An 18,448-nucleotide genomic window follows, 5' to 3' on the forward strand; every position below is an offset into this window, starting at 1 on the left:
CTCAGGTACGCGGCGGTGAGGGCTGTGCGGACGCGGCGAGCGCTCCGCACAGCGCCGTCGGCCCGCTGGTCGCATACGGGTCGGTGCCCGCCGGGCCGCCGGACTTGGCGCTCTGTCCGGCGAGCAGCGGCCGCAGCCGGTCCGCCGAGTCGGCTCCGCAGGAGAGCGGACCGGCCTGGAGGTACGAGACGGTCAACTCCGCTTGTCCGACGCGCAGGTTGTCCTTGTCGAAGCGGAAGTGCAGCTCGCGCCGGACGGTGAACAGGGAGGCGCGGGGATCGTCCCCGGCGACCGGACGCAGGGCGTAGACGAAGGTGTGGTTCGAGGTCACCTCGAGGGTGTCCGAGCCGGTCTCGGTGGCCTTGAGCGTCCCGTGCACCCGCACCTCGTCGGCCGCCAGCGTGGCCTTGGCCGGATCGAAGCGCACCAGCCAGCCGCTGGGCGCGTGCCGGCCGTCGGCCGCGGGGCGGTCGAAACCGGTGTCGAACTGGTGGAGCTGGTCCGGATCGATGAGCCGGCGCACGGGCCGTATCTCCTCGCCCGTGAGGACCGCCGGGTCGAGCGAGGAGGCCACGAGATAGTTCCGCGCCACGTCGAGCGCCGACCTGACCTGGTCGGCGGAGAAGTGCGCGGTGCGGTACACGGCGGGGAACGGCATGCCCGCGGCGCCCGCCCCGAACTCGGCGGCCGGGCTGTGCTCGAAGAGCTCCTCGGCCGTCTTCGCCCCGGGCACGGGCCCCTGCGGCACCAGCGGGATCACGGTCATCCGCAGCGGATCGGCGGGCCGCGACGCGGGCTCGGAGTAGGGCTGGCGTACGCCCATGTAGATCGCCACGGCGAACGCCATCGCGATCAGGACGACCATCACCAGCGCCTGGACGGAAAGACGCCGGTGCGCCGCGGCATGCGCGGCCACCCGCTTGCGCACCGCGGGTGCGTGGTCGGTGATCCGCTCCTGCGCGGAGTACTCCTCAAGGCGCGCAGCGCGAATGAACGACTCGTCGAAGACTACGGAACGGAACTCTTCCTCGCTCCCACCGGGAACGCCCTCGGGTGTGCCCTCAGGTGGGTCTCCAGGCCCGGCCATACTTTCAGAGTAGGTTTCCCGGGGCTCAGGTAAACGCCCTGGTACGCGTCAACTTTTCGCAAGGGCCCCGGTGTTGGCGCCCGGACGCCGCCTCACGGCGTAACCGGATTGGCCGACACCGCCGGAGCCTCGTAGTCCGCGGACGCCGAGGGCTCCACGCCGGTCGTCGCCGGCGGCGGGGTGCGGTCCTGGCGGCCGGGCGAGGAAGCGCCCCGGTAGACCGCGCTGAACGCCAGCGCCACCATGCCGATCCCCATCAGGAGCGCGAGCAGCCAGGCCACCGGACGGTGCCAGCGCGACTGCCCCTTGCGGGCGAGGCCGTCCTCCACCAAGTCCGGCTCGTATCCGGCCAGTTGGGGCTCGTCATGGCGGTACGAGGTCTCGTCGCCGTAGCGGCCGCGGCGGGCACGCGTCTCGTACCCGTCGTAGAACTCGTCCCCGTCGTCCTCTGCCCCCGCACCTCTGGCCCGCGCCCGGTGCGCCTCGGCCTCGGCGCGCGCCTGGGCGGCGGCGAGCAGCCGCTCCACCGCCGTCGGCTCATGGAACTGCGCGCCCCGTACGAAATCCTCGTCGAAGACCACGGAGGCGAACTCTTCGTCCGCACCCCCGTGGTCGTGGTCGTCGTCGGGCTCCCAGCCGTCCGGAAACGGCATGCCCCCCACGTCCTCCGGCACGGATCCAGAGTAGACCTGGGGGGTCAATTTGGGCAGACGGTAAGGAAATTCAACCAGTTCCCCACCGTGAGCCGGGTCAGCCCCGGATGTGCCCGTCGCCCGTCACGATGTACTTCGTCGACGTCAGCTCCGGCAGCCCCATCGGGCCCCGGGCGTGCAACTTCTGCGTGGAGATGCCGATTTCGGCGCCGAAGCCGAACTGGCCGCCGTCGGTGAACCGCGTCGAGGCGTTCACCGCGACCGTCGTGGAGTCCACGAGCTGCGTGAAGCGGCGGGCGGCCTGCTGCGAGGTGGTGACGATGGCCTCGGTGTGCCCGGAGGTCCACAGCCGGATGTGCTCGACGGCCTTGTCGAGCGAGTCGACGACCGCGGCCGCGATGTCGTACGAGAGGTACTCGGTCTCCCAGTCCTCGGCCGTCGCGGGCACCACAGTCGCCTTGGACCCGTCGGCGTGGGCGAGGATCCGCTCATCGGCGTGCACGGTCACGCCGGCCTCGGCGAGCGCGTCCAGGGCGCGCGGGACGAAGGCCTCCGCGATGTCCTGGTGGACGAGGAGGGTCTCGGCGGCGTTGCAGACACTGGGGCGCTGGGCCTTGGAGTTGATCAGGATCTCGACGGCCATGTCGAGGTCGGCCTGGGCGTCCACGTACACATGGCAGTTGCCGGTGCCGGTCTCGATCACCGGGACGGTGGACTCCTCGACGACGGTCCTGATCAGCGAGGCGCCGCCGCGCGGGATGAGCACGTCGACCAGACCGCGGGCGCGCATCAACTCCCTTACGGAATCGCGGGATTCACCGGGCACGAGCTGGATGGCGTCGGCCGGCAGGCCCGCTCCGCCGACGGCGTCGCGCAGCACCCGGACGAGCGCGGTGTTGGAGGCGTACGCGGAGGACGAGCCGCGCAGCAGCACCGCGTTGCCGGACTTGAGGCACAGGGCGGCGGCGTCGACGGTCACATTCGGCCGGGCCTCGTAGATGATGCCGACGACGCCGAGCGGGACGCGGACCTGGCGCAGGTCGATCCCGTTGGGCAGCGTGGAGCCGCGCACGACCTCGCCGACCGGGTCGGGCAGGGCCACGACGTCGCGGACGTCGGAGGCGATGGCGCGGACCCGCTCGGGGGTCAGCGTGAGCCGGTCGATGATCGACTCGCTGGTGCCGGCCGCGCGGGCCTTGGCGATGTCCTCGGCATTGGCCTCGACGACGTCCTTCGTCCGGACTTCGAGGGCGTCCGCGACGGCGAGCAGCGCATCGTCCTTGACGGCCCGCGGCAGCGGCGCGATCTCGGCGGCCGCGGCACGGGCGCGGTAGGCGGCCTGGACGACCGGCGAGAGGTTGTCATACGGGGCGGAAAGCGGCGAGGTCATGTCTCGCAGGGTAATGCGAGCCGGCGGCCTGTCCGTGCCGTATTCCAGTCCCCGAGACGGCTCAAAACGGGTGCACACCGACCGGGGTGGCCGGCGGCGGACCGTAGCCCTCCGCGACGCGCTGGTGGTACGTGTCCCGGTCGATGACCTCGAGGCCCACGATCTCCCAGGGCGGCAGCTGCGCGCTCTGGCGGTGCTCGCCCCACAGGCGCAGGGCGACGGCCGCGGCATCGTGCAGGTCGCGGGCCTCTTCCCAGTAGCGGATCTCGGCGTGGTCCGCGGCATAGCGGCTGGTCAGCAGAAAAGGATGGTCGTGGGCGAGCTGTTCAAGGGCACGCCGGATGTCCGCGAGCGGGGCGTCGGGCCCGGAGACGCTCAGCGTGACATGCCAGAGACGAGGCTGGTCCTCGGGCTGCTGGTGCTGCTCCCCCAAGCTCTCTCCGGCCACGACACTGGTCAGTGCCACTCGTCTCACCGGACGGCCTCCTGTCAAGTGTCTGTGGTGCGAACCGCTCGCAACAAAGTTGACCAGGCAATCGCATGCCGCGTGACGGTTTTACGGAAGGTCCCTCACTCAGGGCATCCGATTTCGGCCGGTTCGAGTCACCGTTCGTACACCGGCGCCGCCGGCGTGGGGTCAGCTGTGCGGCAGTTGTGCAGCCGCTGTGCGGTCAGCTGTGCAGCAGCACCAGATCGTCGCGGTGCACGACCTCGCGCTCGTACGCGGGACCGAGCTCCTTGGCCAGCTCGCGGGTGGAGCGGCCGAGCAGTTGGGGGATCTCCTTTGCGTCGAAGTTCACCAGCCCCCGGGCGACCGCGCGCCCCTCGGTGTCCTTGAGCTCGACCGGGTCGCCCGCGGAGAACTCGCCCTCGACGTCCTTGATCCCGGCGGGCAGCAGCGAGGTGCGCCGCTCGGTGACCGCGCGGACCGCACCGTCGTCCAGGATCAGCGAGCCCTGCGGGGTCGAGGCGTGCTGCAGCCAGAGCAGCCGGTCGGCGCTGCGCCGGCCGGTGCGGTGGAAGAGGGTCCCGGTGTCGCGTCCGGCCAGGGCGTCCGCCGCGTGCACGGCGGAGGTGAGGACGACGGGGATGCCCGCGGCGGCGGCGATCCGGGCGGCCTCGACCTTGGTGACCATGCCGCCGGTGCCGACCCCGGCCTTGCCCGTGCTGCCGATCTGCACATGCGCGATGTCCTCGGGACCGCGCACCTCTTCGACCCGCGCGGTGCCGGGCTTGCTGGGGTCGCCGTCGTAGAGACCGTCCACGTCCGACAGGAGGACGAGGAGATCCGCGCGTACGAGATGGGCGACCAGGGCCGCGAGCCGGTCGTTGTCGCCGAAGCGGATCTCGTCGGTGGCGATGGTGTCGTTCTCGTTGACGATCGGCAGCGCGCCCATCGTGAGCAGCTGGTCGAGGGTGCGCGAGGCGTTGCGGTGGTGGGCGCGGCGGGCCATGTCGTCGCTGGTGAGCAGGACCTGTCCGGCCCGTACGCCATAGCGCGCGAAGGACGCCGTGTAGCGGGCCATCAGGAGTCCCTGGCCGACGCTGGCCGCGGCCTGCTGGCGGGCCAGATCGCGCGGGCGGCGGCGCAGGCCCAGCGGGGCGAGCCCCGCGGCGATGGCGCCCGAGGAGACCAGGACGATCTCCCTCTCCCCGCCGCTGCGGACCTTGGCGAGGACGTCCACGAGCGCGTCGACGCGGTCCGCGTCAAGGCCCCCGGAGGCCGTGGTGAGCGACGAGGAGCCGACCTTGACCACGATCCGGTGCGCCTGAGCCACTCGCTGCCTCGCGCCTGCCGATCCTGCTGCGCCCACTGCGTACGACCCCATCGTGTTGACCTGCTTGCCTTCCGCAATCTACGCGAGCCGGCCGCAGGACCGCCTGCGAATTCCGGGGGGTGAGACTCCTCCCGGTCTCCGCAGGTTGCGGCGGTGGTCCTCACAGAACGGTGTAACTGACGACCTGGATTCCGGTTGCAGGCTTCTCACACCTCCTTCACAGCTGTGTCATGACCAAAGGATGTCCATTCCATAGCGTGAAGGTGACAGTCCTGCCATAACCCGGACCCTCAACCGGCGTTGACCAGCTGCCCGACCCCATGCCGACCCCCCACTCCTGTCGGTGCGGATCTTCGAGCTGCACTGGAGTTCACTTGCGTTCACTCACCCCCCTCAAGAAGGTCGCCAGACTGGCCGCGCTCGCCGTTGTGGCGGCATCGCTCGCGGCTCAGGTCATAGGCGCCCTGCTCCCCAACGTCCCGCTGCTCATCGCGGCAGCCGCCACCGGCCTCGCGGCCGAGGCCGTGCTGCACACGTGGCAGAAGGACGTGCTCTATGCCGTGGCCAGGACGCATGCGAACGTCACGGTCCGCCAGGTACTGCGTGACTTCCTGCTCGTCGCCGGTCTGCTCAGCATGGATCTGCAGCGCCCCGAAGCGATCTATCTGCCGCTCCTGTTCGGCCTGCTCGCCTTCTACGGTCTGCACTTCGCCGCCCAGGCCGCCTCGATCCTGGTCCGCCGCAGCCGCACGCTCCCGGTGCTCACCCGCAACATCGACACCTCGGGGCTGCGCCTGACCGCGGCTCCGCCCTCGCTCCTGCTGCGCCGGCCCGGAACGCGGCTGCTGCTCTTCGGTCTCCCGGCGACGGCCGGTCTGATGACCGCGGCGGCCGACGGCTCCCCCGAGTTCGCCGCCTGGGGAGTTTCCCTTTCCGTCGGTATCGCGGCCGTCGGCCTCGGCGAGCTCCTCGTACGCCTGCCCCGGCGCAGGCGGCCCGCGGGCGGCGACGAGGTCCTCGAATGGTTCGAGAACTGGCTGGCGGAGTACCGGCCCACGGTCGGCATGTACTTCTCGGGCGGCAGCTCGTCCGCGTATCAGGCGAACATGTGGCTGGAGCCGCTGGCCGGCCTCGAGGGCCGGCCGCTGATCGTGCTGCGCGAGCGCTTCATGATGCAGAAGATCGGGGCCACGGACATCCCGATCGTGTGCCTGCCCAAGGTCGCCGACCTGATGCGGCTCGAGCACTCGACCCTCAAGGTCCTGATCCACCCGGCGAATTCCGGCAAGACCTCGCAGATCCTGCGCATCCCGACCATCAAGCACGCGTTCGTCAACCACGGCGAGAGCGACAAGCTGTCCTCTTGCAACCCTTACGCGAAGGCGTACGACGAGGTGTGGGTCGCCGGTCCCGCGGCGCGGGAGCGCTACGCCCTAGCGGACGTGGGCGTCGACGACCGCGACGTGGTCGAGATCGGCCGCCCGCAGCTGGACGCCATCAAGCCCTACGCCGGGCCGCCCACGGGGACGCACACCACGGTCCTGTACGCGCCCACCTGGGAGGGCTGGGACGGCAACCCGGGCAACACCTCGGTGGTGCTCGCCGGCGAGAACATCGTCCGCGAGCTGCTCGCCGACCCGGGGGTGCGCCTGCTCTACAAGCCCCACCCGCTGACCGGCTCGGTCGACCCCCGGGCACGTACGGCCAACGAGCGCATCCAGGCGCTGATCCGCGAAGCCAACCAGTCGCGGCGGGGCTCGCGCGCCCTCGCCGCCACCTCCTCGGAGGAACTGGCGCTGCGGACACAGGAGTTGACGGCAGCGAGCACCGACATCCCGCGGAGCAGCTCCGACGCGATGGAACGCATGATGCTGCAGGGGGCTCCCGAGCCGGGACGCGCGGCAGCCGTCGCCGTGGCCGAGGAGGCCTGGCACGCCGCGTACTGGGCTTCGCTGCCCGCGGGCGAGCACCAGATCATCACCGACGCGCGCCCCACGCTGTACGCCTGCTTCGACATCACGGACGTCCTGGTCAGCGATGTGTCCAGCGTGGTCTCCGACTACCTGTCGAGCGGCAAGCCCTACGCCGTGGCCAATACGTCCGGACTGGACGAGGCTGCGTTCCGCACGGCGTTCCCGACGGTACGGGCAGCCGCGATCCTGGCCCCGGACGGTACGGGGGTCGCCGAGCTCCTTGAGTCGGTGCGCCACCCGGAGACGGACGGACTCGCGGCCGAGCGCGGCGAGTTGAAGGCCCATCTGCTCGGCCCCTCGGACCCGCCGTCAGCGGTCCGCTTCAACGCGGCGGCCCAGGCTCTGTGCACCAAGGCCGACGCACACCGCGCCCGGATGGCCCGGCGCACGATGGACGCGATCCCCGGACAGCGCACCGGCCCGGAGGAGCAACGGCCCGCGCAAGCGGGGCTCGTGGCGGCGCAGGCCCTGCCTGCGGCACCGGAGGTCAGGCTTGCGGCAGCGGAAGCCGGCCCCGCGGCTAAGGAGCAGCAGATGGAGAGTCTGGCCGACTGATGCCGCCCTCTTCGGCTTCGGCTTGCCACCCGTGAGGCCGCACGGCCCCGGCTCGCGTTTCGAGCCGGGGCCGTGCGCGGTTCAGGCCGCCAGTTGCTTGGGCGCCTCGTCCATGGTCGGGGCGGCCGGCGGCACCGCCGGGACGACCACCGCGCGCGCGGGCCGGCGTATGGTCCGGCGCAGCACGGCCCCGGCCCGGCGGCGCAGCCCCCGTACGAGACGGGCGCGGCCGCTCATGGGCCACTGGATCCGGTCGGCGGACACCATTTCCCTCGTCGTCACGGCGTAGACGCTGTCGGGAATGCCGGCATCGCGGTCGCGGAAGTACGGGTAGCCCAGATACGTCCGTCCGTCGCTGCCGCCGTACACCTGCGGGGTCTTCTTGTCCCGCAGGAATGCGAGCAGACCGTCCAGGAGGTCCTCGCGCCCCTTGGCGACGAAGTGCAGCCGGAGCCGCTCGTGGACCTTCATCCGGCGCGCGACACCGGTGGACCAGTACGCGTCCATCAGGGGCTTGGCCAGCTCCAACTTGTGCCGGCGCACCTTCTCGCTCTGCTTCAGGAATCCCGGCCCGAACTGCGGAAGCAGCGTGATCAGGAAGGGGCGGATCATGAGCGAGTCGCGCTTCGCACCCGAGGGCACGTGCTCCTCGATCAGCTTCATCAGGGCGCGCGCCGAATCAAAGCGCAGGGTGTAGCTGCCGCTCTTGGTCACGTGCACACCGTCGTCGCGTCCCACGAGGTGGTAGCAGACGTAGTCGGCGACGACCGAGACGCCGTCGGCGCGGAGGTAGGCCTCCAGCGTGAACAGCGCGTCCTCACCGGTCTTCAGGGACTCGTCGAAGCGCATGCCGTGGCGGACGAGCAGCTCGCGCCGGAAGAGCTTCTGCGCGCTCAGCGTGAACTTGATGTTCGAGGAGAAGACGTCCGTGCGGTCGAGGGACTTGCCCCACATCGACTGGGGAGCACCGCGATTGACGCCCACGACCTTGCCGAGCACCACATCGGTCCGGTTCCGGTCGCCCATGGCGACCATGCGCTCCAGCGCTTCGGGGCCGAAATAGTCGTCGGCGTCCAGGAAGAAGACGTAGCGGCCGCGCGCCTGGGCGAGGCCCACGTTGCGCGGGCCGCTCGGGCCGCCGGAGTTCTCCTGGTGGATGACCCGGGTCGGAATCGGGGAACGCGCCGCGAACGTGTCGAGGTACTCGCCGGTTCCATCGGTCGACCCGTCGTTCACGGCGACGATCTCGATGCGGTCCGCGCTCAGCGTCTGTGCCTCCACGGACTTCAGGCACTCCACCAAGTAGGGCATTGCCTGATATGCGCCGATGACGATGGTGACGTCCGGAGTCGACACAGAGGTCCCCCTATTCACTGAACTTACGGTCGCCTAGCTAGACCTCCTTTGCGGCCCGCGCGTTGTACTGACGTCCGCACTTTTCCAGTGATCCACACCACAGCGGACATCCGGCGCCACAGCACAAAGGCATGTCAGGGGGCCTTTCGGCTGCCTGACATGCCTTTGCTTCCTACCGGCTTGAGCCTTCGTCAGGCCGGAACCTGTCCGTCCTTCTCCTGCACTCCGGTCTGCTGCCGAGGGATGGCCGCCAGCTCGAGCGCGGCGGCCTCCTGCCCCTCGTTACGGGCCCGCGAGCCGGCCGCGAGGGCGTCGACCGCGGCGTTGAAGCGGTCGATGGACGGCACGTCGTCGGGGCCGAGCAGGTACTGCCGCAGATCACGGCGCGCTTCGGTCTGCGGATCGGCGTCCGCGTCCCGTACGGCCTCGAGGAGCTCGCCGAGCCGGTCCGCCTTGTTGTCGAGGATCACGGCGGCGCGGACAGCGGTGTTGCGGCGCTTGAACTCCTCGGTGCCGAGCTCCGCGGAGTCGGTCACCGCGTACGGCTTGCCGCTGGCGATGAAGTCGGAGACCACGCTGGAGATGTCCGAGACCATGGCGTCGGCCTCGTTGAAGCAGTCGTACAGACGCGGCTCGGCGCCGGTGACGATCTTGTGCTCCCAGACCGGGAAGGAGCGCCAGTACGCGGCGTTCCACTCCTCCTTGAGGCGGCGGACGTCGGCCTCACCCTGCGGGTCGGCGACGGCGTCACGGGAGGAGACGGCCTCGTCGCCCTCGCCGTCGGACGCGGTGCCCAGCGAGGCCAGGCGCGCCTCGATACGGGCGAGCTCGGCGCGGGCGCTCTGCACGGCGGCCGTGTCGGTGACCCACTTGGGGTCCGCGGCGCGGGCGGCGGCAGCCTTCTCGATCATGGCGGAGATGCGCGCGTGCGCCGCCGCCGCCTTGCGGCTGCGGGTACCGGTGAACGGGTGCGGCTTGTAGACCACGCGTACCGGCGGCTCGGCCGTGAGCAGTCCGCGCACGATGTTCTCGCCGGCGAGGATCAGCGAGGTGTTGCCCGGGTTGTCGTCCCAGCCCTCCCAGGTCGGGGCGTAGAGCACGGTCGGGCAGTCCCCGTCGAAGTCCGGCTGCCAGGCGCCCTCGGCGGTCCGGATCGGCGCCAGCTGCGGGCGGCCCACCTCGACGATGTCCTGGTCGAGCACACCGACGTCGGCGATCGCGTAGCGGTCGCGGCCGGCCCGGCCGGCCGTCCACACCTCGTCGTACACCTTGCTGTACGGGTTGACGCTGGCGATCTTGTCGCTGTCGCCGTGGCCGATGAACACGTGCTTCATCGTCGGTACGCGCAGCAGGTGGATGTTCTTGCCGACGTTCGCCGCGTACAGAGCGACCCGCACGGTGGACAGGTCGAGGTTCATCAGGTGCACGCCGCCCGGCACGCACACCACCGGCACGGAGGTCGGCGCGAGATTCCGCAGGATGACCTGCTCCCGGAGGATGATCATCGGCCGCGTCCGAAGGTTCTCCATGGTCTCGAGCCACATGTTGACCTGGTACGCGGACTCCTTGGAGCCCGAGAAGTACAGCACGGTCTCCGGCCGGTACTCCCGCAGCCATTCGTCGATTCCGGCGAGCACGACGTCCGCGCGCGGCGGCGTCTTCGACCCGCGCAGGAACGGCACCAGGACGGCCGTGTACGCGAAGGCGAGGACGAAGGTGACGGCCGTACCGATCACCCCGTACACGAGAGATCCGGTCTTCGCCGAGACGAGCAGACCGATGAAGGCGGCGAGGTCGAGGTGGAGCACCTTGCGCGCGGAGGAGCTGAGCAGCCACTCGGGCGGGGCGTCGGGGATCGGGATCCGCGCGAGGTCCACGTTCCGGGTGACGACGGGCAGCCTGCGGCGCGCGCGGATGAGGGTGACCAGTGCTCCGTGCGCGGCCTGGAAGGAGTAGAAGAACAGGAAGCAGGCGATGGCCAGGTAGACCGGTCCGTCACCCAGATCCATCCTGGTCAGCAGCAGCACGAGCGTGAGCTCGCGCAGCAGGAACCGGATCGAGAGCCCCGCGCGCACCTTGGCGAGACGGTTGATGAGGTAGCTGTCCCGCTCGTGGAGGTAGTGGTCCGCCACATAGGTGACCGCGGCGACGACCGCGAACCCCTCGAGGCTGGGCACCAGCGCGAACACGACCAGCAGGGCATGGCCGAGTCCCATCAGGGCGGCGGCGATCAGCTCGGCGAGGCTGCCCACCCGGGCTAGGCGGATGGCAGTGGAAATCACGGAACGTACTCCTGTGGGGCTACTCATGTGACTCGTGAACAGGGCCTGCTGCTGCTTGTCGCGGTGGGGCACGGGCACGGCCCTTGAAGGCCGCCAATGCGCTTCAAGGGCCGTGCCGCAGTTCCGGCCGTGCGCTACATGTCTTCCTGGCGGTCGAGGACGGCCGCGAGTGCCTGCTCGAAGCCCGAGGCGGCCGCGGCCTCGCGCGTCGGGTCCTGCTGGCGTACATCGATGACGTGCCCCGTCATGGCGGAGACGAGGACGTCGAGAGAGGCGCGGGCCACCGCGTCCGAGGTGAGCAGGGAGCCGGCCGGCTCCTGCCCGAAGGCCTGGGTGCGCATCGGGGTCGCCGTGCGCTCGGGGTTGATGCAGTTCACGCGGATGCCGTCGCCGGCCCACTCGTCGGAGAGCGCCTGGGTCAGGTTGACCATGGCCGCCTTGGTGGACGAGTAGAGGCTGTACTCGGCGCGGCCGCGCGTGTAGCTGCTGGAGGTGAAGAGCAGCAGCTGGCCGTTGGTCTCGGCCAGGTACTTGTACGAGGAGCGCGCGATCTGGACCGGCGCGAGGTAGTTGACCTTCAGCGCTTCCTCGATGGTCGCGTTGTCGGCCTCGTCGAGGCGGCCGATGCGCAGCACGCCGGCCGTGTTGATCACGTAGTCGATCCGGCCGGTCTGCGCGTACGCCTGCGAGAGCGCGTCGTCGACGTGCTCCGGGTTCTCCACGTGGGTGCCCGTGCTGGAGCGGCCGAAGGGGAAGACCGTCGCCCCGTAGCCCTCGGCGACCTTGGCGATGTCCGCGCCGATGCCGTACGAGCCGCCGAAGACCACCAGGGTCTTTCCGGTCAGCAAACCCCGGTAGGCCTCCTCGTCGGCCTGCTGCGGAGCTGCCGTGGAGGCGAGCTGGAACAGCTTGTCCGCGATGAAGACGTCTACCGGCTGGGTCACCTTCATGTTGTACTCGTCGCCCGCCACAACGTGGATCGGCACGTCCGGCAGGTAGCGCAGTACGACCGAGCAGTCGTCGGTGGCCTGGAAGTTCGGGTCACCCGCCGCGATCTCGTAGGCCCTGCGGATGGTGGAGAGCTTGAAGGCCTGCGGCGTCTGGCCGCGGCGCAGCCGCGAACGGTCCGGGACCTCGGTGATGAACTCGCCGTCCTCGCCGTGGGTGCGCGTGACGATGATGGTGTCCGCGGAAGGAATCGCCACGTCGACGGCCTGGTACCGCTCGAGGGCGGTCACACAGTCGGCGATCACGCGCTGCGAGAGCAGCGGGCGCACGGCGTCGTGGAAGAGGACATTGCGGTCCTCGCCCTCCGCGAGGCCCTCGCCGAGCGCGGCGATGGCGCGCTCGGTGGTCTCGTTACGGGTCTCCCCACCCTCGATGATCTTCGAGACCTTGGTCAGCCCGGCCTTCGAGACGATCTTCTCGACGTCCGGGACGAAGCCGGGAGCCATCAGAACAATGATGTCGTCGATGGATTCGGCCTGCTCAAAGATGTACAGGGTGTGCTCGATGACCGCCTTGCCGGCAACCTTCAGCAGCTGCTTCGGGATGGAGAGACCCACCCTCTGCCCCGTGCCACCGGCCAGGATCACGGCGGTGGTACGGGTTTTAACTATGTGCTCGGACACGGTTACCTACCTCGGGGTGACAGGAGACCAAGAGATGCTCTCACCCGGCGTTTACGCGGTGCAAGGCGATGGCCACTGGGCCCACGGTCGCCCGCAACCCCTGGTTCACCTTGTTTGCAAGGTTTCTGGCACTTTCGGCCCCCTCTCGGGGTGACTGACTCCACATTTCGGACATTCGCGATTGTGACCCGCTCCACAGGCGGGAGCCGGACTCATGCGGTGGAGCCCTTTCGGAAAGCAAGACGCTCCCTGAACCGGTTTCGGTTCAGGGAGCGCACTTCTCACCGCTAGAACGCCTCGAAGTCGTCGAACTCCGCCTGCGCCTCGTCACGGGCCGCCTGCTTGTCCGAGCGCCGCTGCGCCGCGGGACGCGGCGCGTCGAAGCGGTGGTCCTCACCGCGGCGCCCCAGCATCTCCGCACCGCTCATCATGGACGGCTCGAAGTCGAAGACGACCGCGTTGTCCTCGGGACCGATCGCCACGGCGTCGCCCGTCCGGGCGCCCGCCTTCATCAGCTGGTCCTCGACACCGAGGCGGTTGAGCCGGTCGGCCAGGTAGCCGACGGCCTCGTCGTTGTTGAAGTCGGTCTGGCGCACCCAGCGCTCCGGCTTCTCGCCGCGCACGCGGTAGACCTGCTCGCCGTCGACGTCCTCGAGCTTGACGGTGAAGCCCGTCTCGTCCACGGCCTTCGGCCGGATCACGATCCGCGTGGCCTCCTCGACGGGCTTGGCGGCCCGTGCCTCGGCGACCACACCGGCCAGCGCGAACGACAGCTCCTTGAGCCCCGTACGCGCGACGGCGGACACCTCGAAGACGCGGTAGCCGCGGGCCTCCAGGTCCGGGCGGACCATCTCGGCGAGGTCCTTGCCGTCGGGAACGTCGATCTTGTTGAGCACGACGATGCGGGGACGGTCGCCGAGACCGCCGTACTGCTTCAGCTCCTCCTCGATGATGTCGAGGTCGGAGACCGGGTCGCGCTCGGACTCGAGGGTGGCCGTGTCCAGGACGTGCACGAGCACCGAGCAGCGCTCGACGTGCCGCAGGAACTCCAGGCCCAGGCCCTTGCCCTGGCTGGCGCCCGGGATCAGACCGGGCACGTCGGCGATGGTGTAGACGGTCGAACCGGCCGTCACCACACCGAGGTTGGGCACCAGGGTGGTGAAGGGGTAGTCGGCGATCTTCGGCTTGGCGGCGGAGAGCACCGAGATCAGCGAGGACTTGCCGGCGCTCGGGTAGCCGACGAGCGCGACGTCCGCGACCGTCTTGAGCTCGAGCACGATGTCGCCGAAGTCGCCGGGCTCACCGAGCAGCGCGAAGCCGGGCGCCTTGCGCCGGGCCGACGCGAGCGCCGCGTTGCCGAGGCCGCCGCGGCCGCCCTGGGCGGCGACGTAGGTGGTGCCGTGGCCGATCAGGTCGGCGAGCACATTGCCCTGCTTGTCGAGGACGACGGTTCCGTCCGGCACGGACAGGACCAGGTCCTCGCCCTCCTTGCCGGTCCGGTGGTCGCCGGCGCCCGGCTGGCCGTTGGTGGCCTTGCGGTGCGGGCTGTGGTGGTACTCGAGCAGCGTGGTCACGGACTGGTCGACCGTGAGGATCACATCGCCGCCACGGCCGCCGTTGCCGCCGTCCGGGCCGCCGAGCGGCTTGAACTTCTCCCGGTGTACGGAGGCACAGCCGTGGCCCCCGCTACCCGCGGCGATATGCAGCTCGACGCGGTCCACGAAGGTGGTCATGGTTCGGTGCCTCCAGATACGTACGGAATGTCTCAGCTTGCTGTGTTCAATTAGAAACACGGCAAAGGCGGACCTTCTTCCCGCCAGGGGAAGTAGGTCCGCCTTCGACAGTTTCGCTCTACGGAGTCCTGATTACTCAGGCAGCCGGAACGATGTTGACGACCTTGCGGCCACGGTGGGTACCGAACTCCACCGCACCGGCGTTCAGCGCGAACAGGGTGTCGTCCTTGCCGCGGCCGACGCCGTTGCCCGGGTGGAAGTGGGTGCCGCGCTGGCGGACCAGGATCTCACCGGCGTTGACGACCTGACCGCCGAAGCGCTTCACGCCGAGCCGCTGAGCATTGGAATCGCGACCGTTCCGAGTGGACGATGCGCCCTTCTTGTGTGCCATCTCTCCTCAGTCCCTTACTTCGCAGCCGTGGGGATCTCAGTGACCTTGATCGCCGTGTACTGCTGGCGGTGGCCCTGACGACGGCGGTAGCCGGTCTTGTTCTTGTAGCGAAGGATGTCGATCTTCACACCCTTGTGGTGGTCCACGATCTCAGCCTGGACCTTGATGCCGGCCAGCACCCACGGGTCGCTGGTCACGGACTCGCCGTCGACAACGAGCAGCGTAGAGAGCTCTACGGTGTCGCCAACCTTGGCGGTGGAAATCTTGTCAACCTCAACGATGTCGCCCACAGCAACCTTGTGCTGGCGACCACCGCTGCGCACGATGGCGTACACGCGGATCTCACTCTCTGACTCGAAGCGGGTCCTCGCAGTCCAGCCGCCCGCAGGACGGACGGCCTCTCCTGGCGATCGATGCCACCGGGAGGCTTCCGGCGATTCATTGCAGAAAGGCCGGAAGGAAAAGGGTTTACGAGGTGATGGCGCGAAGGAACACGCCGACGGTCTAGGTTACGGGGCCCCGCTCAGGGGGTCAAACCGGCCTCACGGCATCCGTGACAGCGGAACCGAGAACAGCACGCGTTCGGGAAGGACCTTGTCCCGCCAGCCGCTCACGGTCTCGTCCACCCAGTCGTTCGTGGGATCGCTGTCCTTCACACGGTTGGCCGCCCACTCGGTCTGGCTCCACACGGTCTTGGTGCTCCACCAAAGGGTGAGCCCCTGGGATTTCGCGGCCCAGCACGCAGCGGGATTCGTCGGCGTCTCGCGGTTGACACAGCTCGTGGTCGTCACGCCGTTCGCATCCCGACGCTGATAGACCCCCCACTGCCCGATTCCGCCGCGATGCCTCGGCAGATACCAGGACCTCTTCCCCGACGCCGGGTCCAGGTACGAGAGGCTCCCCTGTGCACCCGCCATGTCGGCCTCGAACATCTCCGTCACCTTGGCGTACCCGGAGGCGTCCGTCACCAGTGGCATCCCGTCGGCCGAGGGCGCGGCCAGGTGGTAGCTCCACATCTTGCCGAGCGCAGGGGTGCCGGAGGGCTGGTACTCGTTCAGGACGATGCTGTCCGGCGTGGCACTGCGGTCGAGGGACACATGGGCGGCACAGGTGATGCCCGAGTCGGTCCCGCATTTCGCGCTCAGGCCGTACGAGCCGATGGCGGGCATGACGTACTGGTATCCGTGGGCCGAGTAGCCGCCGGACACCCGGCCGATTGCGTTGCTGTTCACGGTGGCCTGGAGGATGTGCCGCATGGAGAAGACGTACAGCGCATTGGTGCTGGGGTCTCCGCTCTTGGCCGTGACAATCAGCTTGTCCCCGAACCAGACCATGCCGCCGACCTGCACACCGGCCTTGTCGAAGTTGGCGCCGCCTTCCGTCGGGATCACCAGGAGCACCCAGCGGTACTTGAAGTTCGCGGGATCGGCCGCGTCGATGAACGCGACGCGGGCCAGATGCTGACCGTTGGGATCGCTCTCCAGCATGTTCCGGTGGTGCACGAACACCGAGTCGTTGGACTTCCAACCGGACAGAATGACCTTGCTGTCGCCCCACATGCCGTCGTTGTCGGCATCGCCGGAAGAGGTCACGCCCTGCGGCAGCCAGCGCTGGGTGTAATCGTCTCCGTCGTCCCAGCAGTAGCCGGAGGCCGGGCTCGGGTCCACCGGAAGGGCTTGGACCTCCGAGGAGTGGCAGTTTCCTGAACTCGTGCGCGGCATCGGGTGGTTGGCGCTGGCCAGCACCTCGGCAACGCCGACATTGGGGAGCCGGGAGTCGAGTTCGGCGAGAGTGGCGGCGGAGACTCTGCGTTCCTTCAGCCTGAGTTCGGCGGCTTCGGTGGAGCTGTTCAGGGGCCTGACGTTGTCGGGCACGTCCGCAGCCTGAGCAGCACCGGGGCTCAGCAGGCCGAGCACCATGCTCAAGGCCGCTGCCGCCGGTAACACCCAACGCCGATGGTTCCGTCTTCCTCGCATGACACTCCCCCTCCGCAGGCCACTTCAGGTGACCGCGTCATCCGCTGCATCGCTTGGATGACAGGAAAGGGAACAGTAGTGCGCATGGGGTGTCAACGGGGCCCGCCCTCGGGCCGGGAGCTCCCGGCCCGAGGGCGTCCGACGTCAGCCGGTCAGTGCCTTGAGGCTGCGCTGGATGGGCGTGAACGCCGAGCGGGGGCGGCGCAGGTTGCGGGCCCGGGTCAGGGCCGGCCAGAAGTCCGCCGTGAGCAGGGCCTCGCCCTGGACGGCGTTCTTGCGGAGCAGGACCTCCTCCGGGACCACCTGCGGGTCCTCGGAGTGGAACTCCTCGATGATCTTGTCGTAGTTGTCCTTGAGTACGGTGCTCGTGGGATCCGCTCCGAAGACCGCGACGACACCGGTCGGCTTCGTGTCGAGCTCCACCACCACGAGGTCGGGACGGTGGCGCCGCAGCGCCTGCACGACCTTGAACACGTCTCCGGTCCACATTCCCGTGTGCCGGTCGCGAGCCGCCTCGTCGACGTTGCGCGGCAGCATGTCGTCGAGGACGATCACGCTCGACCAGCGCGAGTGCTTCTCGACGTTCATGAAGTCCCGCAGCGCGAACTCGAAGAGGTGCATGCCGTCGATGAACGCGAGGTCGATCCGCGGGTCGCCGCCGACGAGGTTCAGCGGATCGCGGCGGGCGAGCGCGCGGAACGGGTTGCGGCCGTTGCGCAGGTGGATCAACGGATCCGGGCGGTTGAAAAAGGCATCGCTCGTGGACTTCACCAGGTGCACATCACAACTGAGCTCGGATGTCACCTTGAATGCCGGATCTACGGCGACGGACGGAACTCGCGACAGCGTGAGGCTGCGGCCGTCATTGACTCCTATCTCAAGGTAATTACGGGGGCGATAAACCTTGTGCAACTGGCGGAGAAAACCGTGCCGATCCACGTAAAGTGCGCCCTTCACTGATGGTGACGATTAAACCGATCCACGGAAGCTAGCGGCCGGGTGACCGGCGAGTAAACACTTACCGTTGGGTAACTTCACTGCCTGCCGAGATCCGAACGAAACGCGATGCAGTCCTCGTACTCGGGGAGCAGACCCTGCGCCGCCGCCTCCGCCAGAGTCGGAGCGGCGGCGTCCTTCTCCGACAGCAACGGCCGTACGTCCGCGGGCCATTCGATGCCCAGCTCGGGGTCGAGTGGATGGATGCCGTGCTCCCGCGCCGGCGCATAGCCCTCGGAGCAGAGGTAGACAACGGTCGCGTCGTCTGTCAGCGCCAGGAAGGCGTGTCCGAGGCCCTCGGACAGATATACGGAGGCGTGTGTCTCGTCGTCGAGCCGGACCAGCTCCCACTGCCCGTACGTGGGAGAGCCGACGCGTATGTCGACAACGGCGTCGAGCACGGCGCCGCGCACGCACTTCACGTACTTGGCCTGGCTCGGTGGCACGTCGGCGAAGTGGACTCCGCGAAGGGTGCCGCGGACGGACACCGAGCAGTTGGCCTGTGCCAGCGACAGCTCGTGCCCGGTGCTGTCACGGAAATCCGACCCGCGGAACCACTCGTGGAAGCTGCCGCGCTCGTCCGGGAAGACGCTGGGTTCGTGGAGCCAGGCACCCTCGATGGAAAGGGACTTCATGATGTAGGAAAC

15 protein-coding genes are annotated in these 18,448 nt (G+C 69.1%); 1 reads left to right on the top strand and 14 read right to left on the bottom strand.

Annotated elements, in window-relative coordinates; all coding sequences use genetic code 11:
- Nucleotide 1 precedes the first annotated feature (1 nt).
- The 5 genes from G6045_RS09985 to proB all read right to left on the bottom strand — a co-directional run bounded on the left by G6045_RS09985 (nucleotide 2) and on the right by proB (nucleotide 4,908).
- Entirely contained in the window at nucleotides 2-1,087 is a 1,086-nt protein-coding gene (locus G6045_RS09985; RefSeq protein ID WP_165331503.1) for an SCO2583 family membrane protein, read from the bottom strand.
- A gap of 92 nt (nucleotides 1,088-1,179) precedes the next feature.
- Complete coding sequence (locus G6045_RS09990) at nucleotides 1,180-1,761, bottom strand: SCO2584 family spore wall biosynthesis protein (protein WP_456243470.1); 582 nt, start codon at nucleotides 1,759-1,761, stop codon at nucleotides 1,180-1,182.
- A 76-nt stretch (nucleotides 1,762-1,837) separates the two neighbouring features.
- Nucleotides 1,838-3,130 carry a glutamate-5-semialdehyde dehydrogenase gene (locus G6045_RS09995; protein ID WP_165331505.1) on the bottom strand — a complete coding sequence of 431 codons (1,293 nt, stop codon included), beginning with the start codon at nucleotides 3,128-3,130 and terminating at the stop codon, nucleotides 1,838-1,840.
- A 61-nt stretch (nucleotides 3,131-3,191) separates the two neighbouring features.
- Nucleotides 3,192-3,605, bottom strand: a complete 414-nt coding sequence (locus G6045_RS10000) for a hypothetical protein (protein ID WP_307814003.1) — start codon at nucleotides 3,603-3,605, stop codon at nucleotides 3,192-3,194.
- A 196-nt stretch (nucleotides 3,606-3,801) separates the two neighbouring features.
- Nucleotides 3,802-4,908, bottom strand: coding sequence for a glutamate 5-kinase (gene proB, locus G6045_RS10005; RefSeq protein ID WP_165331507.1), 1,107 nt, complete (start codon nucleotides 4,906-4,908; stop codon nucleotides 3,802-3,804).
- A 320-nt stretch (nucleotides 4,909-5,228) separates the two neighbouring features.
- Between proB and G6045_RS10010 the strand changes: the two genes are divergently transcribed.
- Entirely contained in the window at nucleotides 5,229-7,436 is a 2,208-nt protein-coding gene (locus G6045_RS10010) for a hypothetical protein (protein WP_408056323.1), read from the top strand.
- An 81-nt stretch (nucleotides 7,437-7,517) separates the two neighbouring features.
- Here G6045_RS10010 and G6045_RS10015 read toward each other — a convergent pair whose 3' ends face one another.
- The 9 genes from G6045_RS10015 to rfbC all read right to left on the bottom strand — a co-directional run bounded on the left by G6045_RS10015 (nucleotide 7,518) and on the right by rfbC (nucleotide 18,436).
- Nucleotides 7,518-8,792 carry a glycosyltransferase family 2 protein gene (locus tag G6045_RS10015; RefSeq protein WP_328707718.1) on the bottom strand — a complete coding sequence of 425 codons (1,275 nt, stop codon included), beginning with the start codon at nucleotides 8,790-8,792 and terminating at the stop codon, nucleotides 7,518-7,520.
- A gap of 191 nt (nucleotides 8,793-8,983) precedes the next feature.
- Nucleotides 8,984-11,074 (bottom strand): hypothetical protein, encoded by a 2,091-nt coding sequence (locus G6045_RS10020; RefSeq protein ID WP_328707719.1) that lies wholly within the window; start codon nucleotides 11,072-11,074, stop codon nucleotides 8,984-8,986.
- A gap of 134 nt (nucleotides 11,075-11,208) precedes the next feature.
- Entirely contained in the window at nucleotides 11,209-12,705 is a 1,497-nt protein-coding gene (locus G6045_RS10025) for an SDR family NAD(P)-dependent oxidoreductase (RefSeq protein ID WP_165331508.1), read from the bottom strand.
- Nucleotides 12,706-12,992: 287 nt separating this feature from the next.
- Nucleotides 12,993-14,438, bottom strand: coding sequence for a GTPase ObgE (gene obgE, locus G6045_RS10030; RefSeq protein WP_165331509.1), 1,446 nt, complete (start codon nucleotides 14,436-14,438; stop codon nucleotides 12,993-12,995).
- 136 nt (nucleotides 14,439-14,574) lie between these two features.
- Entirely contained in the window at nucleotides 14,575-14,829 is a 255-nt protein-coding gene (rpmA, locus tag G6045_RS10035) for a 50S ribosomal protein L27 (protein WP_165331510.1), read from the bottom strand.
- 14 nt (nucleotides 14,830-14,843) lie between these two features.
- The gene (rplU, locus tag G6045_RS10040; protein ID WP_165331511.1) at nucleotides 14,844-15,164 is read right to left on the bottom strand and encodes a 50S ribosomal protein L21; all 321 of its coding nucleotides are present in this window, start codon (nucleotides 15,162-15,164) and stop codon (nucleotides 14,844-14,846) included.
- 207 nt (nucleotides 15,165-15,371) lie between these two features.
- Nucleotides 15,372-16,703 carry a hypothetical protein gene (locus tag G6045_RS10045; RefSeq protein WP_165331512.1) on the bottom strand — a complete coding sequence of 444 codons (1,332 nt, stop codon included), beginning with the start codon at nucleotides 16,701-16,703 and terminating at the stop codon, nucleotides 15,372-15,374.
- Nucleotides 16,704-16,949: 246 nt separating this feature from the next.
- Nucleotides 16,950-17,744 (bottom strand): class I SAM-dependent methyltransferase, encoded by a 795-nt coding sequence (locus G6045_RS10050; RefSeq protein WP_165331527.1) that lies wholly within the window; start codon nucleotides 17,742-17,744, stop codon nucleotides 16,950-16,952.
- Between the two features lie 95 nt (nucleotides 17,745-17,839).
- On the bottom strand, nucleotides 17,840-18,436 hold the full coding sequence (rfbC, locus tag G6045_RS10055) for a dTDP-4-dehydrorhamnose 3,5-epimerase (protein ID WP_165331513.1): 597 nt from the start codon (nucleotides 18,434-18,436) through the stop codon (nucleotides 17,840-17,842).
- Nucleotides 18,437-18,448: the final 12 nt, after the last annotated feature.

This window comes from Streptomyces mesophilus (genome assembly GCF_011044995.1).
Taxonomy (GTDB): domain Bacteria; phylum Actinomycetota; class Actinomycetes; order Streptomycetales; family Streptomycetaceae; genus Streptomyces; species Streptomyces mesophilus.

Excerpts from the sequence above, each read along its gene's own strand:
- G6045_RS09985 (WP_165331503.1), bottom strand. The coding sequence starts at position 1,087 with ATGGCCGGGCCTGGAGACCCACCTGAGGGCACACCCGAGGGCGTTCCC.
- G6045_RS09995 (WP_165331505.1), bottom strand. The coding sequence starts at position 3,130 with ATGACCTCGCCGCTTTCCGCCCCGTATGACAACCTCTCGCCGGTCGTC.
- G6045_RS10010 (WP_408056323.1), top strand. The coding sequence starts at position 5,229 with ATGCCGACCCCCCACTCCTGTCGGTGCGGATCTTCGAGCTGCACTGGA.
- obgE (WP_165331509.1), bottom strand. The coding sequence starts at position 14,438 with ATGACCACCTTCGTGGACCGCGTCGAGCTGCATATCGCCGCGGGTAGC.
- rpmA (WP_165331510.1), bottom strand. The coding sequence starts at position 14,829 with ATGGCACACAAGAAGGGCGCATCGTCCACTCGGAACGGTCGCGATTCC.
- rfbC (WP_165331513.1), bottom strand. The coding sequence starts at position 18,436 with ATGAAGTCCCTTTCCATCGAGGGTGCCTGGCTCCACGAACCCAGCGTC.